5 protein-coding genes are annotated in these 11,752 nt (G+C 73.5%); 4 read left to right on the top strand and 1 reads right to left on the bottom strand.

What is annotated here, in order from left to right:
- Window positions 1-5 precede the first annotated feature (5 nt).
- On the bottom strand, window positions 6-1,589 hold the full coding sequence (locus AB0472_RS06810; RefSeq protein ID WP_366354003.1) for a phage tail sheath subtilisin-like domain-containing protein: 1,584 nt from the start codon (window positions 1,587-1,589) through the stop codon (window positions 6-8).
- A gap of 341 nt (window positions 1,590-1,930) precedes the next feature.
- On the opposite strand from AB0472_RS06810, the gene AB0472_RS06805 reads away from it, so the two are divergent.
- From AB0472_RS06805 to AB0472_RS06790, 4 genes are all read left to right on the top strand, one after another.
- Window positions 1,931-7,150 carry a hypothetical protein gene (locus AB0472_RS06805; protein ID WP_366354001.1) on the top strand — a complete coding sequence of 1,740 codons (5,220 nt, stop codon included), beginning with the start codon at window positions 1,931-1,933 and terminating at the stop codon, window positions 7,148-7,150.
- Between the two features lie 93 nt (window positions 7,151-7,243).
- On the top strand, window positions 7,244-8,725 hold the full coding sequence (locus tag AB0472_RS06800; protein WP_366353999.1) for a DUF4157 domain-containing protein: 1,482 nt from the start codon (window positions 7,244-7,246) through the stop codon (window positions 8,723-8,725).
- Between the two features lie 104 nt (window positions 8,726-8,829).
- A complete protein-coding gene (locus AB0472_RS06795; protein WP_366353997.1) occupies window positions 8,830-10,275 on the top strand; it encodes a hydrolase in 1,446 nt (481 codons plus the stop codon).
- Window positions 10,272-11,711, top strand: a complete 1,440-nt coding sequence (locus AB0472_RS06790; RefSeq protein ID WP_366353995.1) for an RICIN domain-containing protein — start codon at window positions 10,272-10,274, stop codon at window positions 11,709-11,711. The genes AB0472_RS06795 and AB0472_RS06790 overlap by 4 nt, the downstream gene beginning before the upstream one ends.
- Window positions 11,712-11,752: the final 41 nt, after the last annotated feature.

Here is an 11,752-nt window from a genome sequence, read left to right as displayed (position 1 = left end):
GTCCGCTACTCCTGCAGTTCGCCGCTGCCGCTGCTGAACTGGGCCAGCCGGAAGATCACGAACTCGGCGGGCTTGACCGGCGCGATGCCGATCTCGCAGATCACGCGGCCGACGTCGACCGACTCCGGCGGGTTGGTCTCCTCGTCGCACTTGACGTAGTACGCCTCCTCGGGCCGCTGCCCGAACAGGGCGCCGCTGCGCCACTCGTTGACCAGGAACGCGGAGATGTTGCGCCGGATGCGGGCCCAGAGGTTGTGGTCGTTGGGCTCGAAGACCACCCACTGGGTGCCGATCAGGATCGACTCCTCCAGGTAGTTGAAGTACCGGCGGATGTTCAGGTAGCGCCAGGCCGGGTCGGAGGACAGCGTGCGCGCGCCCCAGATGCGGATGCCCCGGCCCGGGAAGGCGCGGATGCAGTTGACGCCGATCGGGTTGAGCAGGTCCTGCTCGCCGCGGGTGATCTGGAGCTCCAGGTCGACCGCGCCGCGGATCACCTCGTTGGCGGGGGCCTTGTGGACACCGCGCTCGGCGTCGTTGCGGGCCCAGACACCGGACACGTGACCGGACGGCGGGATCAGCCGCGACTGGCCGGAGGCCGGGTCGAAGGTCTTGATCCAGGGGTAGTAGAGGGCCGCGTACTTGGAGTCGTAGCCGGCCGTCTCCTGGCGCCAGACGCGGATCTGGCGGGCGTTGAGGCCGGGCGGCGGGTCGATGACCGCGACCCGGTCGCCCATCAGCTCGCAGTGCGCGATCAGGCCGAGCTGGACGGCCTTGACGGCCTCCAGGTCGATCGCGCCGCGCTGGTAGGCGGCCATCAGGTCGGGCACGGCCACCATGGACACCTCGTCGACGGCCTCCAGGCCGCCGAAGCCGGTGCGGTCGGCCGAGTCGCCGAGGTACTCGGCGGGGCCGGGGTGCGAACCGGCGTCCGCGACGGGGGACGCGGACGCCGGCGTCTGGGTCGGGGCCACGAGGGCCACCGTCTGGTTCTCCGGCCGGGCCAGCTGCGCGGCGGGCGCGGCCTCGGTCACGGTGATGAGCTTGGAGCGCTCCTTGACCTGGGTGACCACGTAGTTGCGGCCGCCCTTCTTGGCGGTCACGTCGAAGGACTCGACGGCCTTGCCGCCGTCCTTGACGAGCAGCCTGAAGCGTTCGGCGGGGCCCTCGCCCTCCGGGTCGGCGACCTCGACGCTCAGGTCGCCGGAGGCGATGGCGCTGACGGTGAAGGTGCCGAGCTGCTTGGCCTCGCCGGGCGGCAGGGCGGCCGGGGCGGCCGCGCTGCCGACGGCGGCGGGCGCGTTGACGGTGCCGTCGGCGTCCTCCCTGCTGCCGCCGACACGGACCACGTAGGCCGCCGTGCCGCCGTTGTTGAAGAAGCCGTAGACGGAGTGGGCGAGGTAGTACCCGTCGGTGAACTCTCCGAAGGACGCGACGTACTGCGTCCAGTTGGTCACCAGCGTCGGCTCGTTCAGCGGACCGGTCGGGGCCAGGCCCACGAAGGCCGCCACCGACGTGCCCACCCCCTCGATGGGGCGCGAGCCGCTGGCCACCTCCTCGACGTAGACGCCGGGCGACAGGTAGGACGGCATGCTCTGCTCTCCTCGGGGTACGAGACAGGAACGCTTCCCACCCTCACGCGCGAAGCGCGTCCGCCGAAACGGCCACCGGTGCCCGGGCCCGGGCACATCTGTTGCCCCCAAGGGCAACCCCTGGGGGCAGCCACCCGCCGCACGCCACCGGCCACGGGCCGGGAGCGCCTCAACCACCCATTGTTCACCGGTGGGTTCCGCGTCCGACCTCTTGTGGACCCGTCCCGTTCACGCGCTACCCTGCACGGCCAGACGGGAGGCGTCCCGTCACGGGCGCCCGCACGCGCCACCAGGACGACGCGGACGGGACCCCGGGTCCCCCCGGGACGGGAGTGCGCGGGATGCGGCGGACACGGGAGCCGGTGCCGGGCGACGGCGGGCCGGGCGCGGCCGTGGCGAAGCGCACCGGGCAGGGCAGGGACGACACCGCCGGCGGCCGGCAGCCGTTGCCGCCGGGCGCGCGGGGCGGACGGCCCCCGGCCGCCGTCGAGATGCGGAACCTGCAGAGCACCGCGGGGAACGCCGCCGTGGCCGGCCTGCTCGACGGCGGCAGGCCGCCCGCCCCGACCCGCACTCCGCCGCCCGTCCCCACCGCGGCCCGGCAGCAGCGGCCGCTCACGCTTCCCCCGTACCTGACCGCGATGACCTCGGCGGGCCTGTCCACCGCCTCCGGGCTGACCGGCCACCCGTTCGTCACCGCCGAGGTCACCCGGGTCACCGGGCAGGACGGCGCCGACGTGGAGGCGATCGGGCAGGAGCTGGCGGGGCGGCCCGAGACCTTCTACGGCCGCGGGCGGGCCTTCGCCGTGCGCGGGGCGAACGGGGCGGCGTACGACGTCACGGTCTCCATCGCGCCGCGGGACGCGGAGGACACGGCCGGGCTGTCGTTCGCAGCCAGTGCCCAGGGCGAGGACGCCGACACCAAGGTCGACCACCTGCACAACTCGGCCGGCACGGTGGCCGCCGACACGGTCCGCGCCCGCCAGTGGGGTGCCGCCGCCTCCGGCACCGTCCTCGCCCCGACCCCCGCGCCCGGTGTCCTGGGCGGCGCGCAGCTCGCCGCCGGAGCCGCCCTGACCTCCAGCCACGACACGCACTCCACGCGCACCGTGTCCGAGCCCCGCACCTTCCGCAGCGGCGGCGGCACGGTGACGGCGCGGCGCCGGGTGCGCTTCGTCGTGCGGATCAAACAGCACGGCGCGCGGGGCCGGCACCTCGCGAGCGGCGACGGCAGCCTCGTCATGCGCGTCCCGCACGAGCACCTGGTGCCGCACGGCACCGTACGGCCCGTCCCCGGACCGGAGCTGAGCGAGGAGCAGGCCACCGCCGTACGGCAGGCCGTGTCCATGGCGGCGATGGCCGTGGAGGACCCCGGCAGCCCGCACGGCGGCGGAGGCGGCCTGTTCGACACGGTCGCGTCCGTGCTCGCCCCCTGGGTGACCGCGCCCGGCGCGCCCGGCCGGGCCCGGCTGTTCGCGGCCACCTCCGGCACGACCGTGCTGCAGGACCTGCCCCGGCTCCTCGCGGGCTGGGTGGCCGGCGAGGACCTGCCGGCCAAGGACGGCAGCGCCGCCAGTTCGTACCGGATGCGCGCCGACATCGTGTCCCTGACCCCCGGCTGGGGGGCGGGGCAGACCCAGCTGCGCACCCACCAGCAGGGCGCGCACGGCGCGGGCCGTACCGGCGCGAAGGGCGGCAGCGCCATGGCCGGGGCCGGACCCGCGGTCGCCTTCGGCCCCCCCGGCACACCGGTCGTCCGGTTCCAGGGCATGGGCTCCGTCGCTCTGAAGAGCGCCCGGTTCTCGTCGTCCGACCAGACGGTGGCCACCCGGAAGGGCGCCGAGATCCGCGGCGACAAGGTGCTCTACCTGGGCCGGGTCCGGCTGACCGTACAGGGGCTGGGGCCCGCTTCCCCCGCACAGCGGCTGCACCCCGCACAGCGCACGGCCGAGCACACACTGGACAGCTGGGTCAGCCTGAACGCCCAGGAGGCCCAGCACATCGGGCTGCCGCTGCCGGAGGGCGTGCAGGCCGGGCCCCTGCACCGCAAGCCCACCGAGACCGCGCCCGACGGGACCGAGCGCGAGACCGAACGGCACCTGCCGTTCGGTGCCGTCGGCAACAGCGTCTCCCTCACCCACCTGGACGTGCGCCCCCTCGTCGACGCGCTGGAGGGGCTGTTCGCGTCGCGGCCGGAGCTGGCCGGCTACCTCCCGGACTTCGCCACCGGCGACCGGCAGCCGGGGCGGACCCCGGACCGGGACGAGTCCGAGGCGCGCATGCGCAACTACCGCGAACTGGTCACCGTGCTCTCGGAGACCAACCTGCGGGCGAAGAAGAACCAGCTCCTGGGGGCCGGCATCCCGGTCCGGCTGCGCCGGAAGTCCACGCTGCACTCGCACGACGTGCAGATCCGGGTACGCGGGCGGATCGGCGCGCTCACCTACCTCGGCGACACCGACAACTGGCTGGTGCGCAGCAGTTCGGGCGTCGCCTCCGGCGGGCAGACCGGCCGCGCCACCGCCCGCCGGGCCGGCGTGCAGGGCAGCGCGAACGCCACTGTGCTGCCGGGCGCGCTGTCGTTCGGCGTCACCGCCAACGCCGCGGTGGAGAGCGCGCGCCGCGTCCAGGGCGGTCCCGCGGTCCGGGGCGACTCGCTCAACAGCGGTGACGTGCGGACGAGTACGTTCGGTACCCGGCTGATGCTCGACGCCAAGGTCACCATGACCACCCGGGAGCGGACCCTGAAACGCTCCCTCACCACCGGCGCCCCGGGCCGCGATCAGCCCGACGCCCGGACCGTCGCCTCGCTGGGCGACCTCGACGCCGCCGTGCCGCAGCACTTCGACGGGAGTGCGGAGGGGCAGGACGTGGAGCTGAGCACGCCTGCCGCGCTCACCGTGGGCGCCGACGAACACCGCAGGACGGCCGGCCGGCGGTCCAGGGCCGCCCGGTTCCACCTCGCCTCCCAGGCCACCGGCATCCACGACCTGCTCACCCGGGCCCCCGGGCAGGACACCGAACGGCAGGTACGGGACTGGGACTTCGTGGAGACCGTCGGTGACGGCAGGCAACTGCAGCAACTGGCCTTCCAGCTGCTCGCCCTGGCCGCGCGCAAGGGTGACCGGGACCGGCCGGGGGACACCGCATACCAGACGGAGGGTCTCGCCCCGCGCCTCGCGCTGGAGGAGCGGCTCGGCCCGGAGTCCGTCACCGCGGCCCTGCGGCAGGCGACCCGCACCGGCTGGGTGGTCGGCGACCTGCGTCACGCCAGGCGCGCGGCCGCGCTGAACGGCGCGGTCGGCACCCGGCTGGCCCTCACCAACCCGCGGGTCCTGCATCGCAGGCCGGAGCAGAGCGGGGTGGGCGGGGCCGGCGTGGAGAACATGGTGCTGGGCGGCCATCAGGCGTCGGGGCAGCACGCGTCGACGAAGAGCAGGGCGGTGACCTTCAACGGCACCGGGTCGGAGCGCGGCGAGGGCTGGACGCTGGCCGAGAGCGTGTCGCCCGCCTTCGGCGAGTCCACGACCACCACCGACACGTCGACGACCGGCGGCACGATCGAACGCAACTCCGTCCATCCGCGGTCCAGGCCGCTCTACCTCGTCCAGTGCGACCTGTCCGCCTGGATGGTGGCCGAGGTCGCGGTGAACGGCCGCGGTCCGTACGCGATGTCGCAGCGGCTGACGGTGCCGGGCGTCGTCGGACTCTGGCTCACCGAGCCGCAGTTGCGGAAGGCGGGCCTGCGCACGCCGGAGGAACGGGCCCGGGAGCAGGAGCGGGCGCTGGCGGAGACCGCGGCCAAGTGGGGGCCCGCGCCGCAGGACGGGAAGGACGCGAAGGACCCGCAGGACACGAAGAGCACGAAGGGTGCCAAGGGCGCGAAGGGCAAGCTCCCCGAGCGCGCGGCGGAGGGGTCCGGCAGCGGGGAACCGCAGGTCGCCGCGGATCCGGCACCGCGGGACGTGTCCGGCGTACCGGCGCTCGCCGCGCACCTTGCGCTGGGCGCCGGCCTGGTCGACGACATGCCCGACTTCGTGCCCCTGCTCGGACGGCTGCGGGCGGCGGTGCGGGACCGGGGGCTGGCGGAGGACCTCCTGCCGCGGCGCGCGCTGGACGACCGGTTCGAGAACGTGCAGCGGCTGCTGCGGGTGCTGGACCAGGACGGCGCGGTGGGCCTGCTCGCCGGGGCCATGGACGGTGGCGTCCCCGTCGAGCTGCTGCGCAACAGTTCCGTCCCCGGCCGCCGGGCCGCCTCGTACTGGGCCGTCTTCCACATCCGCCGCACCGGGCCCGGCACGGTGGCCGGTCCGTCCGGCAACGACCGGGAGATGGAGTTCGCGACGGTCGCGTACTCACAGCGCGCGACCAGCAGCCAGGAGAGCCTCGCCAGTGGGGTCGACGCCTCGCTGACCGGTGCGGGCAAGCCGCACGACGACGTGGTCGGCAGCGCGGGAGCCGTCGCGGGCCCCGGCGTCGGGAAGACCACGTCGACGCGGCAGTCAGCGGCCGCCCGGACCCAGACCGGTCTGCGCACCATCGTGGACACCGAGGCCAACTCGGTGAACATGACGATCCCCTTCCAGGCGGAACTCGAACTGCGCTCCGCAGAGGGACGGCTGGCGTCCGTGGCCCTCGACGGGTCCTTCCTGCACCGCGCGCTGGACAACGACCTGAAGGCCGTCGCCCGGGCCCGGCCGGAGCGGAGTGCGGGACCCGCCAGGGGCAGCACGGCCCCGGTCCGCGACGCCGCTCCGGACGCCCTGGCCGCATGGCGTGCCGACGGCACCGAACTGCCCCTGGAGTCGCAGGTCAACGGATTCCGGGGCGCGCCGCAGATCCGGGAGCTGATCGGCCGGGCCATGGCCCAGGCGCACGTCGGCGGCGGCTTCCGGAAGGCGGGCAACGCGGCGCACTACGCACAGCAGGAAGCGGTGTCCACCGAGTGGCTCACGGCGGCGCTGCCGCTCCTGGTGTCGGCCGGTGCGCAGCTGCCGCCGGTGCACGTGTCCGGCGTCGAGGGCCAGGACATCTCCTGTTCGCTGCACGCGCGGCTGCGTGACGGCGAGATCCTCGGCAGGGGCGACAAGATGACGTTCGAAGCGGTCGCGCAGAGCGGCCCCGAGGGGCGGTCCGCGGCCGGCGAGACACAGCACGCGGCCCACCACGGCCGTGCCGCGCGGTTCATGGGCGGCGAGGGCCCGGTCCGCGCCGACTACTCGGGCATGAACAACGTCCCCGTCACGTACGGCCGCGACGGTGGTCCGACCGACGCCGCGGGCAACGCCTCCGGCACGGTGCCGCTGCGGAAGCCGAAGGCCGCCTCGATGCTGGTGCAGTTCACCCTGCAGGTGCGGGCCGTGGCCCGGGTTCGGCACCGGCACACCGGGGCGCTGCGCGATCCGGCACGGGCGGTCGGCGTGCAGGACCACACCCTCACGTACCCGGTGGTGATCCGGATGCCGGAGCCCGCGGTACGGCGCATGGCCGCCGCCGCGCCGGGCGGTCACGCGCCGGCGGACCCGCACCAGGTGCTGGCGGCGGCGGACGGGGAGTCCTGAGGACGCTGCCCCCGAGACTGCCCGAACGCCCCTTGCCCGACCCGCCCCGGCACTCGTAGTTGTGGTCGAGGGTCCATCGCCGAAAGGTAGTTCATGCACGCACAGGAGGAACACAGTCAGGCCGGCCGACCGCAGGCGACCCGCCGCCCGGCGGCCCGTGACGCGGCCGCCGACGCGGACCGTGCGGCCGCGACCGGGACCGCCGCCGGGCTGCTCGCCCTCCAGCGGACGGCGGGCAACGCCGCGGTGGCCCGCACCGTCGAGGCCTCGCGCCACCGGCACGACGCGAGCTGCGGCCACCTGCCGGCGGTGCAGCGGCAGGCGGCGGGCGAGGAACTCCACGAACACGACGCGGCCTGCGGCCACGGACCCGCGGTGCAGCGCCGGGCCCTGGTGCACAGGGTGATCGAGTCCCCCGGCCGGAGCATGGACCAGGCACTGCAGTCGGAGATGGAGAGCCGTTTCGACGGCGCGGACTTCAGCGGCGTGCGGGTGCACACGGGCCCCCTGGCCCGGGAGTCGGCGCAGGAACTCGGTGCCAAGGCCTACACCACGGGCCCCAACATCGTGGTCGGCGACTCCATGACGAAGGAGGACTGGGCCCACGAACTGACGCACTACGAGGATCAGTTGAAGGGTCCCGTCCCCGGTACGGACACCGGCGCCGGGGTCAGCGTGTCCGACGTGAACGACTCCGGTGAACGGCACGCGGTGAGCAAGGCGCGGCACGTGATGAGCGGGCCGGCGCCCCAGGTGCAGCGGCAGCCGGCGAGCACCGGGTCGAGCGCCGTCCCCGCCCCGGTGCCGGAAGGTCCCGGCCCGGTGGCGGTGCAGCGCGTGCTGAGTCCCGGGTTCGTGCAGGGCGTGTCCGAGAAACTGGGCATCGAGGAGGGCACCGTCAAGCTGGTCAAGGTGCCGAACGGCATACCCGCCAGCCGGAGGTTCCGGGACTACGAGGAGGGGTACGTCGTCGGACTGACCGGCGCCGAACTGGACGAGAGCGTGCAGTCGCTCAACAACTACGAGGACGGCAACACCCCTGCCAGCGTGGTGGTCGAGCAGGCCGGCGGTGGCGGCTACCTGCGGGAGTCCGGCATCATCCTGGTCAACGCCGACCCGCCCGCCAAGTTCACCTTCGACCAGGTCGTCCAGCACGAGATGGGCCATCTGCGGCAGGCCCAGGCCGGGTTCGACATCGACATGGCCGGGGCCAAGCGGGCGCTGGTGGAGTACCACAACATCCTGGTGAACGAGAACCTGTTCGCGGACGAGATGCGCCTCGAGTACACGGACGCCGACAACAGCCTGTCGAGCCGGGCCAGGGAGCAGGCCGAGGCCAACGAGGAGACCCGGCCGTTCACCCCGCTGGGCAACCCGTGGCGGTCGATGACCCGTTACGTCGCGGCGCACGGCGGTGCCTCCCAGCAGAACCTGTTGCGTGCGATCGAGACCGAGCTGAGCGACCCGAAGTACGACGAGAGGACCGGTAAGGGCCGGTTCGCCCTGTCGCTGCGCGACAAGCTCCAGCGACGCGTCGGGAACATGTACTGGAACCACATGTTCCCGACCGGGTAGGTCGTGCAGGCGGCCGGAGGTCGGCCGAGCACTGCCTCTTGGGGCACCGGAGCTGCCCCGACGCCTCCTGCGCCGCCCCGGCCACGGCAACTAGCGTCCGAACGGTGAGCCTGTGGACCTCTCTGGAACCCTCGTCCGCGACCGTGGACCCGGGCGCCTCGACCCGTGTACGCCTGCGGCTGCGCAACACCGGTGACGTCGTCGACGAGTACCGCTTCGAACCGGTGGGCCCCATCGCGCCCTGGACGACCGTCGAGCCCGCCACGCTCCGGCTCTACCCCGGCACCACCGGGACGGTGGAGCTGACCTTCGCCCCGCCCCGCACCCCGGACGCCACCGCGGGCCCGAACCCGTACGCGGTCCGCATCACACCCACCGAGCACCCCGAGGCCGTCACCGTCCCCGAGGGCAACCTCACCATCACGCCCTTCAGCGAGCTGCGCGCGGAGCTGGTCCCGCCCACCGTCAAGGGCCGGTTCCGGGGCCGCCCGAAGCTGGCGATCGACAACCTCGGCAACACGAAGCTGACCGCCTCGGTCAGCGGCAACGACAACGGCGACCAGCTCGCCTACGACCTGCACCCCAGCAACGTGCAGATCGAGCCGGGCCGCGCCGCCTTCGTGAACGCCACCCTCAAGCCCCGGCGGATCATCTGGTTCGGGCCGAAGCAGCAGCGGCCCTACCGGCTCGTCGTGCAGCGGTCGGGGGTGCAGCCGGAGCCCGTCGACGGGACGTACATCCAACGCGGCTTCCTGCCCCGCTGGCTGGCCACCCTCTTCGGCACCCTGCTGGCGCTCGCCGTCACGTTCGCCCTGATCTGGTTCAACTACAAGCCCCACGTGCAGAGCCTCGCCCAGGAACAGCCCGTGGAAGCCGCGGTGAGCAGCATCGCGCCCAGCCCGTCCGTCACCCCGACGCCGCCGCCGGCCCCCACCGAGACGCCGTCGTCGGCGCCCCCGGCGGACACCGGGAACGGCAGCGGCGGGGGGAGCGGAGGCGGCGGGGGCGGCGGGGGCGCGACGGCCACCGTGACCGCCAAGCCCAAGCAGGACACCGCGGCGACCGCCGTCAACCGCCTCGCGGCCGACGACCCGGCCGGCCGGCACATCTGCTACCGCTCCTACGTCCAGGGCACCGGCTGGCAGAAGCCCGTCTGCGACGGCACCATGTCCGGCACCGTCGGCAAGAACCTGCCGATCAAGGCCATCAACCTCGCCGTGTACGGCGTCCAGGGCTCCGCCGCCAACTGGTTCCACTTCGACCCCCGGTCCACCAGCGGCCAGGGCACGTGGTACCCGAACTGGACGGCGATCATCGCGGACGGCAAGGACAACTACATCGGCAGCACGAAGGCATCCGACCCCTACATCGAGGGCTTCGCCTTCAACGTCGGCAACGGCCAGAGCTGCAGCAGCGCGAAGGTCCGCGACCACGACTGGGGCGACCAGTGGTGCAAGGGGCCCCGCAGCGACAACAACGCCCTCGATTTCGTCGGCACCCTCGACAACACGCTGTGGCTCGAAGCCTTCAAGCTGACGGTGATCCCATGACGCTGTGGACCTCGCTCGAACCGGCGTCCGCGACCGTGGACCCGGGCGCCTCGACCCGTGTACGCCTGCGGCTGCGCAACACCGGTGACGTCGTCGACGAGTACCGCTTCGAACCGGTCGGGCCCATCGCGCCCTGGACCACCGTCGAGCCCGCCACTCTCCGGCTCTACCCCGGCACCACCGGGACGGTGGAGCTGACCTTCGCCCCGCCCCGCACCCCGGACGCCACCGCCGGTCCCAACCCGTACGCGGTCCGCATCACACCCACCGAGCACCCCGAGGCCGTCACCGTCCCCGAGGGCAACCTCACCATCACGCCCTTCACCGAGATCCGCGCCGAACTCGTGCCGCCCACCGTCAAGGGCCGGTTCCGGGGCCGCCCCCAGCTGGCCATCGACAACCTCGGCAACACGAAGCTGACCGCCTCGGTCAGCGGCAACGACAACGGCGACCAGCTCGCCTACGACCTGCACCCCAGCAACGTCCAGATCGAGCCGGGCCGCGCCGCCTTCGTCAAGGCCACCCTCAAGCCCCGGCGGATCATCTGGTTCGGGCCCAAGGAGCAGCGGCCGTACGCCCTCACCGTCCAGCGGTCCGGCGTCAATCCACAGCCTGTGGACGGCACCTACATCCAGCGCGGCTTCCTGCCCCGCTGGCTGGCCACCCTCTTCGGCACCCTGCTGGCCCTCGCCGTCACGTTCGCCCTGATCTGGTTCAACTACAAGCCGCGGGTCGGAACCCTCGCCCAGGAGCAGCCCGTGGAGGCCGCGGTGAGCAGCATCGCCCCCAGCCCCACGGCCGCCGCCCCGCTGGCGGCCGCGCCGGCGCCCTCCCCGACGCCGGCGGAACAGCAGCCGGCGAACGGCGGCAAGGACTCCCCCGCCCCCCAGGGTGGCGGGGGCCAGTCGCAGCCGGCCCCGCAGGCGACGAAGAAGAAGACCCCGAAGCCGGTCGTCCCGGCGACGAACATCCTGCTCCGCAACACGACCACCAAGAAGTGCGCCGACATCCCCGGCTACGGCAACGGCACCAGCAACGGCCCGGTGCGCGAGTACACCTGCGACGAGACCACCAACGACAACCAGCTGTGGAACCTGGAGGTGCGGTACCCGAAGGGCGGCCCCGGCTCGGCCGCGCTCTTCCAGATCCGCAACGCCAAGGACCAGCTCTGCATGGACCTGCCCGACTACGGCTCGGCCAGGCTGTCCGCACCGATCACCGAGTACAAGTGCGACGGCACCAAGGGCGACAACCAGCTGTGGTGGGTCGACAAGCAGCCCTCCGGCGCCTACTGGATCCGCAACTTCGCCAGCAACAACCTCTGCCTGGACGTCGCGGGCTACAGCACCGGCGGCAACGACACCAACCTCACCCTGTACTACTGCTCCAACACCGACGACCAGGAATGGCTGATCGTCCACCCGTCCGGCGACTGACCATCCCTCCGGGGCAGCGCCCCGCCCGGGGCGCTGGGGGT

Origin of the sequence: Streptomyces sp. NPDC086777 (assembly GCF_040702065.1) — a bacterium.
Taxonomy (GTDB): Bacteria; Actinomycetota; Actinomycetes; order Streptomycetales; family Streptomycetaceae; genus Streptomyces.
This window is presented reverse-complemented; position numbering and strand designations above follow the sequence as displayed.

What these genes read in the sequence shown, in the direction of transcription:
- AB0472_RS06810 (WP_366354003.1), bottom strand. Translation starts at nt 1,589, where the DNA reads ATGCCGTCCTACCTGTCGCCCGGCGTCTACGTCGAGGAGGTGGCCAGC.
- AB0472_RS06805 (WP_366354001.1), top strand. Translation starts at nt 1,931, where the DNA reads ATGCGGCGGACACGGGAGCCGGTGCCGGGCGACGGCGGGCCGGGCGCG.
- AB0472_RS06800 (WP_366353999.1), top strand. Translation starts at nt 7,244, where the DNA reads ATGCACGCACAGGAGGAACACAGTCAGGCCGGCCGACCGCAGGCGACC.
- AB0472_RS06790 (WP_366353995.1), top strand. Translation starts at nt 10,272, where the DNA reads ATGACGCTGTGGACCTCGCTCGAACCGGCGTCCGCGACCGTGGACCCG.